The following is a 20720-nucleotide window of genomic DNA, read 5'->3' as shown; positions in this document are numbered from 1 at the left end:
CGTAGCTCCGCCCGCTTCTACGTGGCTCTTTGCCGGCCAGGGGACAAGGCAGCGGTTGCGCTGCTGGCCTCGGTGCCCTCCCGCGCCGTCAATCTGGCGCCCAACCGCAGAAGCGGCCGCTCGAAGAAGTGCCAGGAGAGCGTCGCCAGCGCGATGGTGATGAAAAGCTCCAGGGCCAGTTGAACGTTAGCCGGCGCGTCGATCTCCAGATGCAGCTTATGGAGCACCGCCGTGAGGTCGTAGAAATGGACGAACTGGTGCAGGATATAGAAGGCATAGCTCACCCGGCCGAGCGAGCGCAGCGGCCACAGGTTGAGGAAAGCCACGACCGGGGTCTGTTGGTTACGGGCGATCTGGAATAGGAACAAACCGGCCACAGTGCAGGTCAGCGGTCCGAAGACGTTCCATGCGTCCCGGAAATATCCGAAGACCAGCGGGATCGCGATCAACGCCAGGCCAGCCGCCGCCTGGGATTGCGCACTCACCAGCCATGCGGGCGGCTTGAAGTTTTTCAATGAGGCGAGAAAGCCGCCGACGCCGAGCATGCCGAAGGCGATCAGCGGATCGACGTGAATGGCGTTCGGGTGGGTGTTCACCGATACGAGCCAAGCCAGCCTTGCCGCGCCGGCGAGCATGAAGCCGATGCAAATCCGAAGCAGGTATTTGCGCGGGGTGAACAGCAGGATCGGCGCCAGGAGCAGGTAGAACTGCTCCTCCGCCGACAGCGACCAGAGGTGACCGAAATGACCGTGGGCCCCGGTCGGCGTCATCTCGATATAGATGTTGGTGCCATAGAGGGCGTAGATCGTCGCTTCCACGCGCGAGAAGCCGACGAATGAGGTGAACAGCGAACCCAGTGCGAAAACACCGAGACAGGCGTAATAAAGTGGGAAAATGCGCAGGCTGCGGCGCAGATAGAAGTCACCCATCGACCGCCAGGTCGACTGGACCCCCGCTTCGACCTTTGCGCGCATCTCCGACAGTATCGAGGAGATGAGCATGCCGCTTAGCACGAGAAAGAGCCAGACGCCGACGGAACCATAGGAATCGTGGTGCGGCAGGGTCGTTTTGTGGCTGATGAAGACCATCAGGACGGCGATCGCGCGCACGCCGTCGAAGCCGGCGATACGATCTTCCGCCGGCCGGGCGACGGCCTTGGCCGACCGGACGGCGAAAATCGCGCCTTGATCAATGGTTGCCATGGGTCAATACTCGAGCCGATGCTCCGCAACCGAGACATGGTTCGGCCCCGGGGGCCGTCAGACTTTCTTGGTTATAAACGCCTAACTCTTTGTCACATCAATTCGGCCAGAAGGCGTAGGCTCTGAGCGTGACGGTGCAGGCGTACGTCTCGCCAAATTGAGATCCTGAAAAATGTTGTTTGCGCGCCGGTCGTCTATAGGTGGGTTACTCGTCTCTTCCAGACGATGGATCAATGAAAAGAAGCGTAACGATAACATTTCTCCCAGGCCGAGCTTATCTCGCAGCACAACATACGCTTCGGCTTGACTGGACGCTAAGCTGCATTGTCGCACTGCCACAACTGGTGATTCAGGGTAGATGAATCTGCTGTAGGCCACCCGCCGGAAATCCCTATATTGAATTCAATATTAAGCGTTAGCGTATATTATCGAATGGCGGGTGCGACACATTTTGGAGTTTCCCCGCCGAAAATGTCGGGCCACACATTGCTTGCCCCATTGCAATGGGGCCGGAAGGTTGTTTCAGAGCCTGTCCGCTGACCGAAAGCGGTATCCGTATGGTAGGAACCCAACTGTCCCAATACACCAGGCACGCCGGCCGTCGGTATCTGCATCCCACAATAGGACAAGGTGAGCCACCGGCTTTGTCGTGATACGACCACTGCAACTTCTCGCACCGAGTAGGTCTTTCGTTCTGAGGATCTGACATGATTCCGATCATCAAGCCCACCATGGATCTGGCCGAGGCCGAGGCGGCGCGCCGCGTCATCCTGTCCGGCTGGGTCACGCAAGGCCCCGAGGTGGCGGCCTTCGAGACGGAATTCGCCACCTTCACGGGCGCGCCGCACGCTGCGGCCGTCTCGAACTGCACCACGGCCCTGCACCTGGCCTTGCTGGCGGCGGGGGTGAAGCCCGGCGACGAGGTGGTCACGGTCAGTCACTCCTACATCGCCACAGCCAATTCGGTGGCCTATTGTGGCGCGATCCCCGTCTTCGTCGACATCGATCCGACCACCTACAACATTGATCCGGCTCTGATCCAGCACGCGTTTTCGGCCAAAACCAGCGCGATCCTGGTGGTCCACCAAATGGGCTTGCCCTGCGACATGGCTGCTGTGGTCGACATCGCCAAGGCTAGGGGCTTGCCCCTAATCGAGGACGCGGCCTGCGCCAGCGGCAGCGAGATCTTCTGGAACGGTCGATGGGAGAAGGTCGGCAAGGCGCACGGCGACGTGGCCTGCTTCTCCTTCCACCCACGCAAGATTATGAGCACCGGCGATGGCGGTATGCTGACCACCAAGCACGCTGACTGGGTCGCCAAATTCAAGTCGTTGCGCCAGCACGGCATGAGCGTGCCCGACACGGTCCGCCACGGCTCGACCCAGGTGATCTTCGAGACGCACCCAGTGCTCGGCTACAACTATCGCATGACCGACATCCAGGCCGCTGTCGGCCGCGAGCAGCTCAAGCGCCTGCCCGGCATCGTGGCCCGCCGCCGCGCGCTTGCCGCCCGCTACGCCGAATTGCTCGGCGAGGCGCAATGGCTGGGCCTGGTGCGCGAGCCGGCCTACGCGCGCACCAACTGGCAGAGCTTCTGTGTCCGTCTGCCGGACTCCGCCGACCAGCGCACTGTCATGCAGGCTATGCTGGATGCCGATATCGCCACCCGCCGCGGTATCATGTGCGCTCACCGCGAGGACGTCTATGCCTCCCGGCCCCTGCGCATGTCCTTGCTGGAATCGGAGGCAGCCCAGGATCATACCATCGTCCTTCCCCTCTATCCCCAGATGACCGATGAGGATCAACAGAAGGTCGCCTCGACCCTGATCAAGGCTACCCGGGTTCAAAATCCAAGGCCCATGACTCCAATTCTGGAATTCAAGCGAGATGTGATGGAGGTCCCACATCGGGGCCGGTCTGTGCGAAAGTGAGAGATAGGAATGGCGAGCATCCGGCGCGCGGTGGTCGCGGTCTATTTCGAGAAGTACGCCACCCTCATCCTGAATTTGGCGACGCTGTATGTTTCGTCGCGGTTTTTGACACCCAACGAAATCGGTGCTGCCTTCCTTGGCGCCAGCCTCGTCGCGCTCGCCGAGGGTATGCGGGACTTCGGCGTCACCAACTACATCGTCAACGCCGAAAAACTCTCGAAGGGGGAAATACGCACTGCCTTCACCTTGATGCTGGCGGTCGCCGTCGTCCTTACGACCGCCTTCGTCGCGACGGCGGGCCTCTATGCCGCCTTCGCCCACGAACCGCGTCTGGAGAACTTTGTCCGCACCGTGGCATTCGGCTATCTGTTCTCCAGCATCGGTTCGCCGATCGTGGCTCTGCTTCGCCGCGACCTGAAGTTCTGGAGTATCGCGGCCATCAACCTGGGCTCCGCTCTCGTCGGCAACATCACCACAACTGGCCTGGTGATGATGGGCTTCGGCTATATGAGCTTCGCCTGGGGCTCGCTTAGCTATCCGCTCTCCACCTTTGTCTTTGCCGTCCTCATGCGCCCGGACCTGTCCATCTTCCGGATCGAGCTCACAAAATGGCGCGAGATTCTGGCGTTCGGCGGCTTGAACACCGCGACCGGCCTTCTGACCACCCTCGGGGAGGTCATTCCAACCTTCATGCTGGGGCGGGCCAGCGGCAGCACCGATGTAGGTCTCTACAGCCGAGCCCAACAGGTCACACAGATGCCCAGCCGCCTAGTCATATCGGCTATCTCCGCGGTGGCCCTGCCAGGGTTCGCCGCCCATGCGCGCACGGGGCGTCCCCTCAAGGCCCCCTATCTCAAAGCCGCCGCCAGCCTGACCGCATTCCACTGGCCGGGCCTGGCGATGGTCATCCTCTTCGCCTATCCCCTGGTGCACACCCTACTGGGACCAGGATGGGAGACCTCCATCCCGCTGGTGCAAGTGATGGCGGCCGCCACCATGCTCTGCTTCCCCGTCCCCCTTATGTTTCCGGCCTTGGTAGCCGTCGGCGGCATCCGAGACACGGCCAAGGCCTGGATCATTTCCCTGCCGATCACCAGCCTGATCATGATCCTGGCGGCCCAGCATGGCCCATTTATGCTAGCGCTCTCGATCTTCGCCACCACGCCGATCCAGGTGGGCGTCGGCCTCTGGTTCCTGATGCGGCGGCTGAAATTGAGCGTCGGCGAATATCTGCGCGCCCTACTGCCCAGCGCCGTCGCCACCCTCGCGACGGCGCTGGGCCCGCTCGTCGTCATCGGACTGAACGGCCTCGACATGAACCTGTCGGTCTTACAGACTGTCCTGGGCGGCGGGCTTGGCGCAGTGTTCTGGTTCCTGGCCATGGGCTGGACCCGTCATCCGTTTGCCGCCGAACTGGCTTATCTGCTGGGCAGGATCCAGGCCTTGGCGCCTGTGCGCCTGCGCGCGCCCTTTGCCCACCTCCGGCGCTTCCTGGGTGAGGACACCGAACAGGGGCAGGCGCCTGCGCCGGCCGACGCGAACACCGGCGGACCGCTTCTTCGAAGGATTGCCTGGATGGCAGACAAGCACTGACTGCAGGGGGAACCGGTGATGAATCACTCTGACGCCATGGATTCTGCCGGCGCGAAAGCCGCCGGCTCGGATTTCAAGCGTGCGTTGGGCCATCTCGCCGCGCCCGCCGTGATCTCCGCTGCCCGCATCGTCACCCCCTTAACCTCGCGGGGCGTTAAAATCGCCTGGTTTGATGTCTGGAACTCGACCCTCGACCAGGTCTTAGACGACCTACCGGCAATTCCCGGCTGCGACCGCGATCTCTATCGTGAACTCACCCAGCCTACGAGCGTCCAGAAGCGCCACGCCCTGGCGACGGAGAGCGGCCGGCCGACCGCGCTCATCTCGCTGCGTCGCCGCCGCCGGTACTGGGAGCCCGTCGCCTATCAATCGCTTTCCGGCGTAATCGCGCCCACGTCCTCTCCCGCCGCTCTTGGTCGGGCGCTACACGCCCTGGGTGTCGAGGTCCGGGTCGAGGCGGGGCTCGACAAGAGCGTCGTGGATCTCAAGCCGCGATCCTACTGGTCTCCAGACAACTACCGCGTCGACCTGCAGGGCGACTATGAGGCACTCTGGAGCCGCAATCACCGCAAGAATGTGCGCAAGGCCCGCCAACGTTGCGACGAGTTCATGCGCCTTCGCGTCGACGATGTGGGCGACCTGGAATGGTGCTGCACCCAGTGGAGCCGCGTGTGGGAAAGCAACGACGCCGAGGAGACGGTCGCCGCGGAGGATCGTCTGCGGTTCTGGCGCGCCTTCATGAAACGGCAGACCGCCGACAGTCCGATCCAGTTCCACACCTTGCACCTGCTCGACGGCGGTCGGCGCACGGCCGGCACCGTCCTGATGTGTCAGGACGGTGCCGTGCTCGGCCAATGCATCGTTCGCGACCCCGAATACGACGGCTTTTGGGTCGGTGTCCGCATAATGCAGGCTTCGATCGAATGGGCGGCAAGCGCTGCGTATCGCCAGTTCGATCTCGGTTCCGGGCAAGACTACAAGCAGAGTTGGGGTCAGCCCGTAGCCGGGCGTTATGGTGCGATCTTCCGCCCACTTGCGGTCAGCGCGCTCTATCGGTTCGGACTTCTGTGACGACGCAGCGACATTAGCCGATTGAGCAAACGGATCGAGCTCTGCATTGCTGAGGACGACCGACCCGCCCCCAGTGCTAGCCCAGAAGCCAAGCAGAACTTCACCGGGTGCCACAAAGCCGGGGAAAACGGCTCTGAAAGGTGTTACTTCGAAGGTCCTAATATTACCATCGTTCCAGCCGGCAACGCCACCCAGGGAGCCGGTGAGGCCCGATGGTCAGACAAGTTGCACCCCAACAGGCTGTCGGGCCGCTTGCGCGGATTCCGCTCCCGGCCAAATGAGCGCGTGCGGCCCGAAGTCTGCGGGGTAGCGGCAACCGCCGCCGGACCTGACCGGCAGGATCCACTTCGCGCCCGGTGACAACGATTATGTGCTATTGATTATATAAGAAGAATTCATCCAAACGAATAATGAAGGAGTAGAGGCGAAGCGTGACTGGTATCAGGCGTACTCCGAATAAACGGCAAATGTGGGACCTGCAGGCCATATTGCCAGCTAATCCAGGCTGACGCAGCTTTATGCCCGATCTTACTTGCTAGGCTCAAGAAACACGCAAAAGCTTGCCTAAGCGGAGCGGCAGGTTCGGACTGGTTTGTAGCTGGGCGCAACTCTCTTTCCATCGCTGCAGCTATTCACCAATGGGAATTCCGTTGCGGCCAGTCCAGCGCTCGAGCGCGCTTTACCAAAGCGAGGGTTCCAAAGGCTAAGGCGCCCGGCGCTCAACTCTTGATGTATTCGCCGTCGAATCCAGCGAACTTCGCCAGACCGCGGTAATCGAGCAGGCGGACATGGCCCTGCCGGAATTCGAGAAACTTCCGCTCGCGAAGTTCCCGCAGCATTCGATTGACGTGGATCGGAGTAAGGCCAAGGGCGTCAGCGAGGTCGTATTGGGTGAGCGGGCAGTCGAAGCCGTTGCGGTCAACTGCGCCTACTCGTTGCAGACGCGCTGTCAGCTCGAGCAGCAAATGTGCTGTCCGCTCTAATGCGTTGCGTCGTCCTGCGCTGGCAAGGTGCTGAGCCATAACCGCCCCATTGCGCAAGAGGGCTCCAACGATGAACGCGAACAGACGAGGCGATTTCATAGCGGCAAGCGTCAATGTCTTGGTGGGTGCCACCAGCAATGAAAGTTCAGTTTGAGCTACGAATGTCCCAATAGAGCCGCTTCCAGGTGATTGAGACAGAACGACATCGCCAGTCAGGGCAAAATCGAGAATTTGTCGCTGCCCGTCCGGAAGCTCATGGGAAATGCACCCCCAACCCGACTCGACGACGTAAATACGATCGTTGTCGTCACCTTGGCTGAAGATTACCGCGTCGACTAGATACCGCTTCGCGGCGAAGCCGAGGGTCTTGATCAGAGCGGCGTCGTCATCGTTAAGTCCAACGTATGACAAACTGTGCTCATCTCCTCTCGAAAAAAAACGTGAAGCCTGTGTCATCCCTAACCCTACCCAATTCCTATGTACCCTCCTGAAACTCATCATGCATATTAAATTTTAGCTTATGAGCGTTCTTTCAGATCTCGCCAAAGGAAGGTGCCACGACATCAATCTCCTGTCGAAACCTGGATCGGAATAGGCCACGGGTCGATTGATGCCGCCTAGAGCTTGTATTATCTATGACTTACTCCTCTTAAAATTCTCCCTCATTGACTCAACGATCTCACTGGCAACGAGACAGCTCCGATTGTCCGCCTGGTCGGCGGCATTGCGCAACGTCAGGGACGCATCCCGCAGCAGGCCCCTGATCTGCGCCGGAGATAACAACTCCGATGCTTCAAGTTCCAAGAGGACCGATTCACTCACATGCAGCGCTGCAAGCGCAACTACCCGAGGTCTTGTTGCAAGCAGCTTCAAGAGATCACCACTGCGCCTGTCCCGCGATTTCTTTTTTGCCATCGTCGCCCTTCAGCTGCCCGGACAAAAAGCTTCTACTTCCCACACTTTGATAAGTTTACGCCGCCAGAAGCCGGGAGACCCTCGTGTTTGTGGGCGCGGCCTCTGCTTAAGGTACCGCAGTTTGCCATGGTGACACAGAGGCAAGAAGATACCGAATTAGCGGTACCTCCCACCGCATCAGCGCGAACGGTGAGAAGACTCCCTGTTTGGAGTAAGATCTGCCGCGTCGTGACGCGATGAGCAGTCGCTTTCTTCAACCATAATTCTGCTTCGCAACAAGGCTGTCCGCTTTCAGAGAAAGTCCCGGAAACGCCTGAACCTGCCCCTCAGTCTTGTCGAGATATTGCATCAATGCCGTCACCAAATGGTAGAAGATGCTGGCAGGAACCTCCGTCGCCAGCGACCGACCGCGCTCGTCGATCCTGTCCATCCACAGGCCAAGCGGCGCGGGATCGATATGCCATCTGAAAAGGCGCGCGACGCGAGCTTCGATCTCGGGTTTCAGATCAGGCCCACCGATGTTGTCCAACGCGATCGCCGCCTTGATGGCTTCGCATTGAGGCCAGCTGCGCGAGAGCCTGTCGAGAGGCATCCCTTGTCTCGAAACGGCCGCATAAGCCAGCCCTGTGGCTCGATTCAGTCCGCTGGCGACCGCCGACGAATAGAGTTTCCTCGCGTAAGCAGCCAGATCTTTCTGTCCGGTTGCCCGCGCGAAGTCGACGAGCAGGGAGGCCCATTCGAAATGGTGCCCAGGCTCGGTCCACTGTCCCTTGTCTCCGGGCAACGGCAGCCAGTCGGCATCGAAATATTCGCCGAGCGTCCAACTTTCCTGGTCGAAGAAATGGCTGCGGAATAGATCGATGATGCGAGCCGCTCGACGCAGATATGCGCGATCGCCGGTTGCGGTGTACCAGGCAAGGAATGATTCGAGCATGTGCATGTGTGGGTTCGAGGACCGAACCCCGTTCCAGCCTGGTGTCTCGAGGAAGCCATTTAAGCTCCCATCCTCAAGGTGCGAATCGATGAAATGAAATGTCTCCTGTGCAAGCTGAAGGGCAGGTTGGTGGCCGCAGCGATAGGCATGAGCAAGTGCCAGGAGCACGCAGGAATGGTCGTAGGCATCCTCCGCCGGATCGGCCACGCTTCCATTGGAATTGAGGGTGCGTACCCAGCCTCCACGATCTGTGCGGCCGTATTTTGCGATGAAGTCTATACCATGATCGATGAGCTTGTCGGCGGCCCCCGTCCAGCCACGTTCCTTGGCCACAGCGAAAGCATAGATCTGGCGAGCCATCGTGCGCATCCGCTTGGGTTTGCCCAATGGCCTGGCATCGAAACCGAGCGCTTCGTGGAAGCCGCCATGCGCGTTGTCGACGCCTGCGTCTGACCAAAGCGGAAGGGTCTCGTTGAAGAGCCAGTGCTCGACGCGCTTGCGCCATGATCCGCTGACAATGACCCGGTCTTCCGACGCTGTGAATTTCGTCTCGAGGCGCCCGCTCTTCTCAAGTTGCTCGACGACCTTCTTCACATTCTGACTATGGCTGACCGGGGCGATGAATATGGCGTCCGGCGTTGCGACCACCGCCACATCCTTCATTCCTATGACGGTGAGCAGCCGACCTTGGCTTCTGAGGTAGGAGTTGTCGCAGTCCATGGCGACGACATCGCCCATTACGACGTTGCCGTTTCCGTCCACGGGGCTGGCCTCCAGCAAGGATTGCCACGACCCAAGATCGTTCCAGCGGAACGAAGCCGTCACCATCGCGATGCCCCGCGCATGTTCCATGACTGCATAGTCGATCGATGTGGAGGGGACAGCCGAGTAGAAGCCTTGCGGCAGGTAAACGCCCGACACATCCACCTTGGCAGTGCTGAAGGCGCGTTCGGCGGTTTCCCAGATCTCCGGGTGAAACTCGAGCAAAGCCCTCCGCATCGTGTTGGCACGAAAAAGGAAGATACCAGCATTCCAGTAAAACCTCCCCGACGACAGATATTTTTGCGCCGTCTCGATGTTCGGCTTTTCGACAAAGCGTGAGACCGCGGCTGCGCCGTCACCATTGGCCGCAACCTCAATGTATCCGTACCCGGTCTCTGGATGAGTGGGCTTGATGCCGAACACGACAATGCTTCCCGAGCCGGCGGCGGGCATACCCGCTTCAACGGTCTCCCAGAACTGCGTCTCGGTCGATATCTCATGGTCGGAGGGAACCACGAGCACAAGCGCTTCGTTGCCGTGCTCCGAAATCGTCTGCAGTGTCGCAATGGCGACCGCTGCGGCCGTATTGCGGCCCAGCGGTTCGAAAATTGGCTTTCCCCCGTTCAGACCGAGCGAACTAATGTCGGAGATGACGCGTTCGGCATGGCGTTCGGATGCTATCAGATAGATCGGCGTTTCGTTGTCCGGCCACGCCTTCAGGCGCCGAACCGTCTTCGCCAGCATAGAGCCATCCCCCGAGAGATCGTGGAATTGCTTAGGATTGTCTTCGCGCGAGAGCGGCCACAGCCGGGACCCGACCCCGCCGCTCATAACAAAACTTACGATCCGGTGTGCCATGCTTCGGTTCCTCTCAGAATGTCTGGTTGTAGGCTCCGACCTCTGGATTGCGGCGCAGGACGGCGTCGATCGCCTCGAACATCTGTCGACGTCGCTCCGACGAGACGGGGCTTTCGACGACGACGACAATTTCGGGCTTGTTCGACGAAGCCCTGACCAGACCCCAGGTGCCGTCTTGAGCCACGACACGCACCCCATTGACGGTAACCAGATCAACAAGCGGCTGCCCCGCAAACTCGGTCCCGTCCCCCTTCATTTTCATGAAGTCGCCCAGGACCTTGTCGACGACGCCATATTTGACTTCGTCGGGACAGTGGGGGGACATTGTTGGGGTGCCGAAGGTCACGGGCAGGGCGCGGTAGAGTTCGGCCAGCGTCCTTCCCGGATTACGGTCGAGCATCTCGCAGACAGCAATCGCCGTGATAAGGCCGTCATCATAGCCACGCCCGATCGGCGGGTTGAAGAAGAAGTGTCCCGATTTCTCGAAGCCGGCGATTGCGTTAAGCTCGGCTACCCGCCGCTTGATGTAGGAATGTCCCGTTTTCCAATAGTCCGTGCGCGCGCCGTTTCGCGCCAGAACTGGATCCGTCATGAAAAGCGCGGTTGATTTCACGTCCACGACAAAGGTGCATTGCGAATGCAGGCTGGAAATGTCTCGCGCCAGCATGACGCCGACCTTGTCAGCGAAGATCTCGGTGCCCTCATTGTCGACGACGCCACAGCGGTCGCCGTCGCCGTCGAAGCCGAGACCCAAATCGGCACCGGTCTCCAGAATCTTGTCCCGGATGGCATGCAGCATCTGCATGTCTTCGGGATTGGGGTTGTAATGCGGGAAGGTGTAATCGAGCTCCACGTCCAGTGGGATCACGTCACAGCCGATGGTCTTCAGCACCTGTGGCGCAAATGCGCCAGCCGTCCCGTTGCCGCAGGCCACGACCACGCGCGGCTTGCGTCGAGCCGTCCTTCCGGCAGTCAAGTCGTCGATGTATTTCTCACGAAATCCGGACACGAATTCGTAGCCGCCGCCACCGACAAGATCGAAGTCGCCGTTCAGTACGAGCGCTTTGAGGGCTGTCATCTGGTCAGGACCGAATGTTAGCGGTCTCTGTGCGCCCATTTTAACTCCGGTCCAGCCGTTCTCATTGTGGGAAGCCGTGACCATCGCAACAGACGGAGCGTTGAGTGCGAACTGGGCGAAATAGGCGGTCGGGGAAAGCGCCAGGCCGATGTCCTTGACATGTGCGCCAGCCGCCATCAGCCCTGAGACCAACGCCATCTTTATGGACATTGAATAACTGCGAAAGTCGTGACCCGTGACGATCTCCGGGCCGACCCCCATTCGGCGGATCAGAGTGGCGAGACCCATTCCCAGTGCTTGGGCGCCCATCAAATTGAGCTCGGGCTCTTTCTCCGAGCCAGGGTGGCCGAACCACCACCGCGCATCATATTCCCGGAAGCCAGTGGCTTTGATGAGAGCATTGTTCTCGAACGCGAATGTGTTTGGCCTGGCTTGGGCGACTATCGTTAAGGTCACGGCTACCGCTCCGGGATTGCGCCAATATTCCTAGCATGGCCGCGAACCTCGGCCCCTTCATGAATTCGGGTAGCGCTACCCCGCGGCTCGTGCCGCTTCATCCAATAGGTGGTGCCGATCGATGATCGAAAGGATATCTCGTCCAGGCATGGCGGTCGCGTATCGTGGGGGTAGGCCCGCATCGGGCGCCAACATCAATTGTGGCTCTGTAGTGCCGCTGACATCATTCGGATTCTCCTTTCACAAGAACGTCGATGATAGGCGTTTCCAGGCTTTGGCGCGTGCCCTCGACCTCATTCAGCCGGAGATCGAAAGGGAATCGGAACGACTTCGCCAAGCTCGGAAACGAATGACAGATTGTGCCGCATTTTGCCTGGAGGCGACGGAAAACGGGGATAGGGGCGAACGTCTTTCAGCCAAACTGGTTATCCTCTCGCACGATCTTGCGGCAAACCAAGCACGAGAGTTGCTGCTGGAACAGCAGAAGTCATTTCTAGCCAAGATAAGGGCCGGTCTGCCGCGCATTCTTCATTCGCAAAGGATGTAGGTCTACGCCAATTGGCGGCGTTTACCTTCCCCCACGTCGGCGTAGTCTTTCTGCAAAAGCCGGGATCGCGGGCCCCGGCTCTTATGAGAACATCGGGCGGACGCCATGAAGCTCTGTATCGGGCGGCGTGCACGAAGGACTCTCCCATGCCCGCCGGAGACGTTTGAATGAACCGCTTGTTCGCCAACCAATGGCCTTTGGCAACCAATCAGCAGGCCAATGTCGGACAGGAATTCGTCGGCCTCTCGGACATAACCGGGTTTTTGAGACATTATGTCGGAACAATTACGGCCTGCCTTGCCGCGGCACTCCTGGTCGCATGGTTCTACGATTTGACCACCGATCCGGTTTTTACAGCCAGCGCCCAGATATTGATCGAACCGAAGCTACCGCAACATTTGCAGGAGGGCGGTGAAGTAAATCTGTCATTGGACACCGCACAAATTGAAAGTCAGATCGCAGTACTGCAATCTGAAAAGATTGCTTCGATGGTAATTGATCAGTTGAAATTGATTGAGGATACGAGTTTCAATCGCCCCGAGACACCGATGTTGCAGGAAAGATTCAGGAAACTCAAAGATATAATGGTGCAGGCTTTAGGGCTTGAGAAAAGCGCACGGCTGAACTCACTCTGGGGGCATATCGGCTTAGGCGCTCCGGAGTCGACCGCAAAGCTGACCGATTACCAGAAGTCCCGTCTCAGCATGCTGATTTTCCTCAGTGGCCTCGATGTGCGAAGGGTAGGTGTCTCCTACGCGATAGACATATCCTTCACCTCCGCCGATCCGGAGGGCGCCGCCAAGATTGCGAATGCAACGGCTGACGCCTTCGTGCATGAACAGATCGACACCAAGGCCGATTCGGCAAGAGAAGGTGGAGCATGGTTGGAAAAACGCCTTCAGCAGCTGCGCACCCAGATGAACGAGGCCATGGCAAGGGCGCAGGCATTTCGCTCTCGGCACGATTATAGCGTAGGAGGTGGTGCAAGTGCCGGTGGCGGCGTTAATTCTGAACCTACTCTCGAAGAACTCGAGGTAACTGCTGACACCTATCAGAAAATGTATGAGAGCTTTCTGCAGGCTTACACCAATTCGGTAAGCCAGCAATCCTACCCGGTTGCAGATGCAAGAGTGATCACTGCCGCGACGCCGCCGCTTTTTCCAAGCGCTCCAAAACCGAAGCTGGTGTTGGTCTTCGCTGGCGTCGCAGGGCTCATTCTCGGCATTGGCCTTTCCTTCGCGCGGCATTCGTTCGACTGGACCATACGATTGCCACGTCATGTCCGCGATAATCTGGGAATAGAGTGCGTCGGAGAACTACCGCCCACGAGCAGGCGCAGGGAATTCGGAAACGTCGACGAAGTGACCAAGCATCCGTGGTCGCGATACAGCCAGAGCCTAAGGAAAGCGCGAACCGAAATCAGCTTGGCGGAAACGAACCATCCGGTGAAGTTTCTTGGACTAACCGCTGTTTCGAACAACAGTCAGAAGACTTCCGTAGTCAGCAACCTCGCCACGCTCTATTCGATGTCCGGTCTAAAGACGTTGGTGATTGACGCTGATGTTCGCAGGTCGACGATTACCACAAGACTGATTGGGCACTCAAACGTCCAGAGCAACGAGTGCCTGGATCCCGCTCGACATAATATCATACGCGCTCTGGGGCGGCGGTTCGACGTTCTTTCAAGTTCCGTCGTGGATGCAAAGAACCTGCTCGTGCCAAGGAACATGCAGGTTTTCCTTTCTGAAGTTACTGCTGGGGACGCGGCAGGCTACGAGTTGGCCGCTTATGATATCGTCATCGTTGACCTGCCATCGCTTGAATCCGGGGCGGATGACCTGGTCGTTGGATCCGTGCTCGACGGTGTCGTGGTGGTTGCGGAGTGGGGAAAGACGCACGTCGACGCACTGCGGGAACTCGTGAGAACACTTCAGGCCTCCAGGACGCCTATACTTGGCGTGCTTCTCGCGAACGCGAGGGTAATGACGTCCAAGCACCGTCGGGTTGCCGCTAAGCAGAGCGCTTTCGGAAGCCGGCAAAGCGTGTAGAGCAATCATATGTGAGGATAGGGGGTAGCCCCTGGAGTATCGCGCTACCTCCTTTGCATTTCTTGCCGGCACGTTCCGTCCTTGGAAGACTGTCGAAGTTAATCAACGAGAAACAGCGACCGTCACATGACAAACGCCTTCGAAAAGCAGCACCAGGGTGAGGCGCTTTGGAGCCAACCCGTTGTGCCGGCCGCGATCCAAAGCAGGGCGATCCTGCATGTTGTTTCTGCGCGTGACTACGCCAGCACCGGAACGGTGTTGAATGAGCTGCCGGGTGTCCTCACCGGAAAGACGAACCCTCCGATTGGAGGCCTCCTCAAACGGATCATGGATCTGGCCATAGCCGGCGCAGCGCTCGTTTTGGCCGCGCCCGTCATGATTGTCGTCGGTCTGTTGATCAAGGTTACGGCCGGCGGTCCAGCCGTATTCTCGCATAGGCGAGTAGGCTTGGGTGGAAGCTCATTCAATTGCTATAAATTTCGCTCGATGGTCGCCAATTCGGACGAGGTTCTGAAGGCATATCTCGAGTCCAACGCCCACGCACGCAAGGAGTGGGAAGAGACCCACAAGATCAGGAACGATCCCCGCGTTACGCTTTTCGGGCGACTGCTGCGCAAGTCCAGCCTGGATGAGCTTCCCCAACTCATCAACATACTGCGCGGTGACATGAGTTGCGTGGGCCCAAGGCCGATCGTCGAGGACGAACTCAGGCGTTATGGCGAGCATCAGGCAGAGTACCTCGCAGCAAGGCCGGGGCTCACCGGTCTTTGGCAGGTGAGTGGAAGAAGCAGCATGGACTATAATAACCGCGTTGCGCTGGACAGCCACTATGTGCGGAACTGGTCGATCTGGCTTGATATCGTGATCTTGCTCAGGACCATCGTCGCGGTCATGCGGGTCGGCAGGGCCTCCTGAAACGTCGAACGATCACTTCTCGTTTCGATTGCAGTAGTGCGACAGAGACAAGCCTGCGAGGTAGGCGCAAGCCAAAAGAAATATCAAAACCAGAGATTTGCCACCAGTCACATGGCCCCACAGGCCTAGGCTATTCCAGGCAAGGATTGCGATCAGAAGCACTGCAGTCGCTGCCAGCAGCGCGGCAGCCTTGAAGCGTAGACCCAGAAGTATCCCTGCCACCGATACGGCCAGTATGCTTGTGAGCACCGATATCTCCAGTGGCACCCGCAGAAGGAGTTGGCTTTCCGCGGCGGGGAGTTCCGTCAGGGGCCGAGACCCACCGTGCGCCAACTGATAGGCGGCCTAGGAGTGCAAGGCAAGTGCTAGATACGGTGCTTCGGAATGCTGTTTGCGGTATTGCAAAGGGGTACTTGTAGAGCCACATATTTTTGGGTCGCAGCCCCATGCCTAACGCCCCAGCCATCCAACCCCACCTGCAACAGGTGGCGGTCCTGGTGAGCATCGACGGAGCCAGGATGCTGGCCTGGTTCGCGCCAAGCGGATCTGGTCAGTTCGTAGTTCCAACAGCAGTGGTGTCCGCCTGGACGCTTGCATCCGCTGCAGGCAAGCTGTCCAAGCCAGACTGCGGCAGGGGGATTTCGACCTTGATGGTATCGCCCGGCTCGACAAGGGTTGTCTCTTGGGCAGCAAGTTCTTCCGTGCCGGTGTCTTTCGGCCTCACAATGGTGAAGATCGGCTTGGCCCTCGCCGCACTCTGCCTTAGCGCCAGCAGAGCGGGCACAGCGACCTGCGTCTCGCTCAGCAACTGCACTGCGGTGTCGGATTTGCTGGTCACCTCGTTGAGCTGCTGCTGTGTTTCGCGCAAGCCCTCGGCTACCTCGCTGGAACGCTGATTGCTAAGGTTGAGTATTTCGATGTCTGTCTTGCTCATCTCCTGCCTGACACGCAGCATCGAGGTCTCGGCCGCTAATCTGTCGCTCTGCATCTGGGCGACAGTCCCCTCCAGCGCAAGTTCCCGTGGTGCAACCGCAAGGCCCTTCTGCACGAGATTCGAGACACCCGCGAGCTCCTTTTGGATGAGCTCGATCTGTTTGTCATGGAAAGTCAGCTGTTGCTCGAGCGAGGCCAGCTCCTGTTGCAGGAAGTCCTTGAGGTCTCGCAGTGAACGGAGCTGGGTCGCCAGTGCATCCTTTCGGATATCGAAAATCTTGCGTTCCTGGTTCATTGCAAGGGCAACGGTTTCGTTTGAAACCCTGTCCCTCAGTTCAGGGGGGAAAGCGATGTCGTCACTGCCGGCCAGCTCTGACTGCAACCGCGCTTTGCGTGCGAGCAGGCTGACATTGTTCAGAGCCAGCAGCCCGACATCGCCCCGGGCCGTGATGAACTCTCGTCCAAGCCGAGACACATCATCCTCGCGTATCGGCAACCCGCCGGCGACCCCAAGCGCCTGCAGCACTGTCAGGCCGGGCCTGTAGGGAAACTCTCCGGATTGCTTGACGTTGCCGACCACATAGAACGGCCTGTACTGGGCAATCTCCACGGCGACATCCGGCTGGCGGCCGAGTCCCATCTGCTGCATCAGCCGATCGCCTATGGCGCGGGCGAGAGTCCCAGGAGCGGTGCCCTCCGCGCGTATCTGCCCGACAAATGGCAGGAAGAGAGTCCCGTCGGCACCGACAGTGAAACTGTCGTTGAGAGCCGCCCACTCGAAGATCACATCACGCGATGCGCGCCATTCGTAGACTTTGAGCCTGACCTTGTCCTGCGGCCCAAGCAGGTACTCCGCGGCTGATGCCGGATACGGACAGACAGAGGCTGCCGCCAATGAAATCCCTGCCGCTGTTGAAAGCCATTTCCGCATTGTCTTCACCGTCGTCAGATCTTCAGGATGTATTCGGGTTCGATGCGCCCCATGGCGATATGCAGGATCGCGAGCGCGTTGCCGCTGAGACGACCTCTGCGATCGACATATGGCTCGGGCCAAAGGCTCTTTGCGAGGTTGGCCGCAATGTTCCTGAACATAAGGGGCAGTGCGAAAGAGGCTGGAACTGACCCCTTCTTTATCAGGTAGATCGCATTGACGACCTGGGAGTAGCCGAACCGCTTTCCGCTGACGCGGCCCGTTTTGATTCCGAGATGAACGCCCGTGATCGACGTCACGCATACGACGCGGCCTCTGGATCGCATTTGACTTGTGAAGTCGATGTCTTCTTGCCAGCCGTAGAGGACCAGGCGCTCGTCAAAGCGCAAATCGCCAACCAGCGAGGAGCGGAGCGACATATTGCATCCGTAGGCACCGACATGGTCGACCACGGACGCTCCATTCGGTTTTAGGCCCTCGGCTTCCCTCAGCGCAGCCTCTGCATCGTCCCAGGTGAGACCAGCATTGGTGGCGCCGTCTCTGACGACCCTGCCCATCACAACCGCCCATCCGCGATTTCCGGCAAAAGCCTGCTCGATCTGCTCCAGGTACTGGGTGGATGGAACGAAATCGTCGTCGAAGAATGTTATGATGTCGAAGCGCCGCAATGAAGGCACGAGAGCGGCGTTGCGTTGCGCAGCCAATCCTTTTGGACCGAACACATTCGACACAGGGAAGGGGCAGCCGTCCGGCAGGTCGATGTGTGTGGCGTCGGGTGCCGACAATATGACTTCGTCGGGAAGTCTTCTCTGGCTGCCCAAATATCCGAGCAGGCGAGCTACTTGCTCGCTGCGGCCGAGGGTTGGGATAATCACCGCAAGTTTCATGTTTCGTCCAGGCGTCGCTCCCCCTGACCATATTATGACGCGATGGCTCAAACAGCTTGAATAAAAGTGGGCGCGACCAACGCGGCCTACCTCATCGAGTACCAGCTTTTGACGTACTTCCTGCAAGCGGGTCACGACCATAAGCGGTAGGCGCATACGCGCCGGCAGCGGTCGGTGATCGATCGGACAACTTGCGATGGTCCCCGCACAAAACGGAAACTCGGGCTTAAAAGAAAGGGGAGAACCATGCTCCATGAACGTTCTTCCGACCTGGCCATCGCGGCCAAGGTCGAAATGCCGATTGAGGAGTTTCCGGCTGCCCCGGCGCCCGACTTCGACAGATATGCCAGGATAGCGGTCGTTCACGACTGGTGCCCAAATTTCCGGGGCGGCGAGCGAGTTCTGGCGCAAATCTGCAAGCAGCTTCCCAATGCAGAGGTATTCACACTTTTCGATTTCCTCCCGGCCGAGGTGAAGGAGCAATACTTCCGCGACGTGCAATTTCATGCCTCTCCGGCCAACCGGATCCCTCTGGTGCGGAAATTCTACCGGTCTCTCTTCTTCTTTTGCCCGTTTCTGATCGAGCAGTTCGACGTGACCGGCTATGACGCTGTGATCTCGTCGTCGGCCGCATTTTCTCGTGGCGTGATCACAAGGCCTGATCAGCCGCATCTGTGTTATGTGCACAGCCCTGTCCGCTATGCTTGGGACGAGCAATTCTCGTATCTTGAGCAGGGCAAGCTCGGTTTCGGTCCGAAGGGAATACTCTACCGCTATATGCTGCACCGTCTGAGGACCTGGGATACGAGAACCGCGCACGGTCCAGACCTGATGCTGGCGAATTCCAACTATGTCCGTTCTCGGATCCGCCACATCTACGGACGTGACGCAAAGGTTGTTTTCCCGCCGGTCTCGCTGAAGGAACTGCCCTGTGTCGAGGACAAGGACGATTACTACGTCTCGGCGTCCTTCCTGGCCCCCTACAAGCGCACCGACCTCGTGATCAGGGCCTTCAACGAGATGCCGTCGCGACGGCTGGTCATAGTGGGCGAAGGACAGCAATCGGCCAGCCTGCGGGCGCTGGCAGGTCCTAACGTCACATTCTCGGGATTCCTTCCTCGCAGGGACTATATCGATACGCTTGCCCGAGCGAAGGCGATGGTCTTTGCGGGTTGCGAGGACTTCGGCATCGCGCTCGCCGAGGCGCAGGCCTGCGGGACGCCGCTGATCGCTTTCGGGAGAGGCGGCGCGGTCGATATTGCACGCAGCCTGGGGTCAAATTCCGAGCCGACGGGGGTGCTGTTCAAGGCTCAGACCATCGATCACCTCAAGGAAGCGGTCAAACGGTTCGAGGAAAACAGCCACCTCATCACCCCGCGGGCCTGCGCTCGGAACGCGCAGCGCTTTTCCGAAGAGAATTTCGACCGCGCCATGCTGGACTCGATCGGAGCGGTCCAGGCACTTCACACGATCACGTGAGTTCACGTAACCTGACTATCCTGGTCTCTGGATCGATACCGTCGGCAAGAGCCATCGCCTGCAGGTAGCGCAAGGCGCTCGCTCTCCAGCTATATGCCAAGGCTCGGGCTTTTCCCTTCCTCATGAACTGCACGCGTAGCGCCTTGGAATTGCGCAGCCCCATGAAACGGTCGAACCACGCCTGCGGGTCGTTGGCAGCGGCATAAAGAGCTGCGTTCCTACAGACCTCGGGCAGGCTGGCGCGTTCGGACACAACGACCGGACAGCCCAGCGCCATTGCCTCGACAACCGGAAGACCAAAGCCTTCAGTTAGCGAAGGAAAGGCCAGGCAAAGCGAGTCCATCAGCAAAGCAGCCAACTCGTTGTCGGAAATGCGTCCGAGCCAATGGATATTTTGGGCTTCAGCTCTGGCTGATCCTGTTTTGAAAATGTCCGAATCCGACATGCCGACGACCGCGATCTTCAGTCCGGCCTTGCCAAGGCGCTCGGCCATATCGAGAATGAGCTTCACATTCTTGTGAGGTGCGGCGCCGCCGATCATGACGATTGTTTCACGCGAGGCCGCCAATCGTGTCGCCGCCGAATGTTCAGGCTTCCATCGGAGGACATGTTCATGACCGTTGGGGGCAACGAAGGCCCTCTGCTCCGCAACGATGCCCAGCCGAACCAGCTCGCCTAGCGAAAAATTGGAAACGGTCGAAATGCTGCATGCAGTCTTGCCGAGGCAGGGTAGCAGCGCTTTGTAGGAGGTCCTGAAGCGAAGTGAATAGCTCTCTGGGGCATTCCAGACATTTGCATCATGAATGCAGACAATGTGCTTGCGCGACAGAAGCGGGCCGGTATTGCACAGGCTGAGGAGCCCGCCACCCCGAAGAGAGGCGGCTAGCCGGGTCTGCTCCCATAGGTGCCCACCCCTGCTGCCTATCTCGCAACGTTCGATGGAATTGATCGCGATGTCTGAGCTGCCAGGTGGGCAGTAAAGCCTGAGTTCCAGCCCACGGGTGAGCGGCGCCTGCTCGGCGAACAGGGCATCCAGCGCACGCACGATCTCTCCGGCATAACGCTGGACGCCCGTTGTCGGTTGGGAAAGGAAACGCCCGTTGATCGTCCACTGCCGTGCCATGTCACCCTCTCCATGTCCCTAGTTTGAAACCGTCAGCGCGTGGGGTCACCACAGCCGTTGGGTCGTGCGGACGC

Annotated in this window: 14 protein-coding genes; 7 read left to right on the top strand and 7 right to left on the bottom strand. The window is 59.2% G+C overall.

Features of this window, described 5'->3' with window-relative positions:
- Window positions 1-17: 17 nt before the first annotated feature.
- Complete coding sequence (locus tag X727_RS163290; protein ID WP_023715458.1) at window positions 18-1202, bottom strand: acyltransferase; 1185 nt, start codon at window positions 1200-1202, stop codon at window positions 18-20.
- Window positions 1203-1909: 707 nt separating this feature from the next.
- Here X727_RS163290 and X727_RS163295 point away from each other — a divergent pair.
- Genes X727_RS163295 through X727_RS163305 form a run of 3 tightly spaced genes read left to right on the top strand, consistent with a single transcriptional unit; the run spans window position 1910 to window position 5797 of the window.
- The gene (locus tag X727_RS163295; RefSeq protein ID WP_023833445.1) at window positions 1910-3133 is read left to right on the top strand and encodes a DegT/DnrJ/EryC1/StrS family aminotransferase; all 1224 of its coding nucleotides are present in this window, start codon (window positions 1910-1912) and stop codon (window positions 3131-3133) included.
- Between the two features lie 9 nt (window positions 3134-3142).
- Window positions 3143-4726: an oligosaccharide flippase family protein gene (locus X727_RS163300; protein ID WP_023715459.1), complete on the top strand. Its 1584-nt coding sequence runs from the start codon at window positions 3143-3145 to the stop codon at window positions 4724-4726.
- Window positions 4727-4744: 18 nt separating this feature from the next.
- Window positions 4745-5797, top strand: coding sequence for a GNAT family N-acetyltransferase (locus X727_RS163305; protein WP_023715460.1), 1053 nt, complete (start codon window positions 4745-4747; stop codon window positions 5795-5797).
- Window positions 5798-6516: 719 nt separating this feature from the next.
- Here the strand turns inward: X727_RS163305 and X727_RS163310 are convergent.
- The 3 genes from X727_RS163310 to X727_RS163325 form a co-directional block, all read right to left on the bottom strand.
- On the bottom strand, window positions 6517-7236 hold the full coding sequence (locus tag X727_RS163310; protein ID WP_023697353.1) for a Crp/Fnr family transcriptional regulator: 720 nt from the start codon (window positions 7234-7236) through the stop codon (window positions 6517-6519).
- Between the two features lie 712 nt (window positions 7237-7948).
- The gene (locus X727_RS163320) at window positions 7949-10249 is read right to left on the bottom strand and encodes a mannose-1-phosphate guanylyltransferase/mannose-6-phosphate isomerase (RefSeq protein WP_023833444.1); all 2301 of its coding nucleotides are present in this window, start codon (window positions 10247-10249) and stop codon (window positions 7949-7951) included.
- A gap of 13 nt (window positions 10250-10262) precedes the next feature.
- The gene (locus X727_RS163325; protein WP_023697350.1) at window positions 10263-11783 is read right to left on the bottom strand and encodes a phosphomannomutase/phosphoglucomutase; all 1521 of its coding nucleotides are present in this window, start codon (window positions 11781-11783) and stop codon (window positions 10263-10265) included.
- A 121-nt stretch (window positions 11784-11904) separates the two neighbouring features.
- Between X727_RS163325 and X727_RS1000000167655 the strand changes: the two genes are divergently transcribed.
- The 3 genes from X727_RS1000000167655 (at window position 11905) to X727_RS0133085 (ending at window position 15293) form a co-directional block, all read left to right on the top strand.
- Window positions 11905-12330 carry a hypothetical protein gene (locus X727_RS1000000167655; protein WP_155923507.1) on the top strand — a complete coding sequence of 142 codons (426 nt, stop codon included), beginning with the start codon at window positions 11905-11907 and terminating at the stop codon, window positions 12328-12330.
- Between the two features lie 167 nt (window positions 12331-12497).
- Entirely contained in the window at window positions 12498-14378 is a 1881-nt protein-coding gene (locus tag X727_RS163335) for a GNVR domain-containing protein (protein WP_023825218.1), read from the top strand.
- 126 nt (window positions 14379-14504) lie between these two features.
- Window positions 14505-15293 (top strand): sugar transferase, encoded by a 789-nt coding sequence (locus tag X727_RS0133085; RefSeq protein WP_023833443.1) that lies wholly within the window; start codon window positions 14505-14507, stop codon window positions 15291-15293.
- A gap of 550 nt (window positions 15294-15843) precedes the next feature.
- Here the strand turns inward: X727_RS0133085 and X727_RS163345 are convergent.
- On the bottom strand, window positions 15844-17157 hold the full coding sequence (locus X727_RS163345) for a polysaccharide biosynthesis/export family protein (RefSeq protein ID WP_023697345.1): 1314 nt from the start codon (window positions 17155-17157) through the stop codon (window positions 15844-15846).
- Between the two features lie 14 nt (window positions 17158-17171).
- A complete protein-coding gene (locus tag X727_RS163350) occupies window positions 17172-18044 on the bottom strand; it encodes a glycosyltransferase family 2 protein (protein WP_023697344.1) in 873 nt (290 codons plus the stop codon).
- 294 nt (window positions 18045-18338) lie between these two features.
- Between X727_RS163350 and X727_RS163355 the strand changes: the two genes are divergently transcribed.
- Entirely contained in the window at window positions 18339-19523 is a 1185-nt protein-coding gene (locus X727_RS163355; RefSeq protein WP_050589034.1) for a glycosyltransferase, read from the top strand.
- On the opposite strand, the gene X727_RS163360 is transcribed toward X727_RS163355, so the two are convergent.
- Window positions 19516-20646 carry a glycosyltransferase family 1 protein gene (locus X727_RS163360; RefSeq protein WP_023833441.1) on the bottom strand — a complete coding sequence of 377 codons (1131 nt, stop codon included), beginning with the start codon at window positions 20644-20646 and terminating at the stop codon, window positions 19516-19518. The two genes, X727_RS163355 and X727_RS163360, sit on opposite strands and share 8 nt — an antisense overlap.
- Window positions 20647-20720: the final 74 nt, after the last annotated feature.

This window comes from Mesorhizobium sp. L103C105A0 (genome assembly GCF_000502215.1).
GTDB lineage: Bacteria > Pseudomonadota > Alphaproteobacteria > Rhizobiales > Rhizobiaceae > Mesorhizobium.
Note: the sequence above shows the minus strand (reverse complement) of the source record. Positions and strands in the feature narration are given on the sequence as shown.

Excerpts from the sequence above, each read along its gene's own strand:
- X727_RS163310 (WP_023697353.1), bottom strand. The coding sequence starts at position 7,236 with ATGACACAGGCTTCACGTTTTTTTTCGAGAGGAGATGAGCACAGTTTG.
- X727_RS163355 (WP_050589034.1), top strand. The coding sequence starts at position 18,339 with ATGCCGATTGAGGAGTTTCCGGCTGCCCCGGCGCCCGACTTCGACAGA.
- X727_RS163290 (WP_023715458.1), bottom strand. The coding sequence starts at position 1,202 with ATGGCAACCATTGATCAAGGCGCGATTTTCGCCGTCCGGTCGGCCAAG.
- X727_RS1000000167655 (WP_155923507.1), top strand. The coding sequence starts at position 11,905 with ATGATCGAAAGGATATCTCGTCCAGGCATGGCGGTCGCGTATCGTGGG.
- X727_RS163345 (WP_023697345.1), bottom strand. The coding sequence starts at position 17,157 with ATGCGGAAATGGCTTTCAACAGCGGCAGGGATTTCATTGGCGGCAGCC.
- X727_RS163305 (WP_023715460.1), top strand. The coding sequence starts at position 4,745 with ATGAATCACTCTGACGCCATGGATTCTGCCGGCGCGAAAGCCGCCGGC.
- X727_RS163320 (WP_023833444.1), bottom strand. The coding sequence starts at position 10,249 with ATGGCACACCGGATCGTAAGTTTTGTTATGAGCGGCGGGGTCGGGTCC.
- X727_RS163350 (WP_023697344.1), bottom strand. The coding sequence starts at position 18,044 with ATGAAACTTGCGGTGATTATCCCAACCCTCGGCCGCAGCGAGCAAGTA.
- X727_RS163360 (WP_023833441.1), bottom strand. The coding sequence starts at position 20,646 with ATGGCACGGCAGTGGACGATCAACGGGCGTTTCCTTTCCCAACCGACA.
- X727_RS0133085 (WP_023833443.1), top strand. The coding sequence starts at position 14,505 with ATGACAAACGCCTTCGAAAAGCAGCACCAGGGTGAGGCGCTTTGGAGC.
- X727_RS163335 (WP_023825218.1), top strand. The coding sequence starts at position 12,498 with ATGAACCGCTTGTTCGCCAACCAATGGCCTTTGGCAACCAATCAGCAG.
- X727_RS163295 (WP_023833445.1), top strand. The coding sequence starts at position 1,910 with ATGATTCCGATCATCAAGCCCACCATGGATCTGGCCGAGGCCGAGGCG.
- X727_RS163300 (WP_023715459.1), top strand. The coding sequence starts at position 3,143 with ATGGCGAGCATCCGGCGCGCGGTGGTCGCGGTCTATTTCGAGAAGTAC.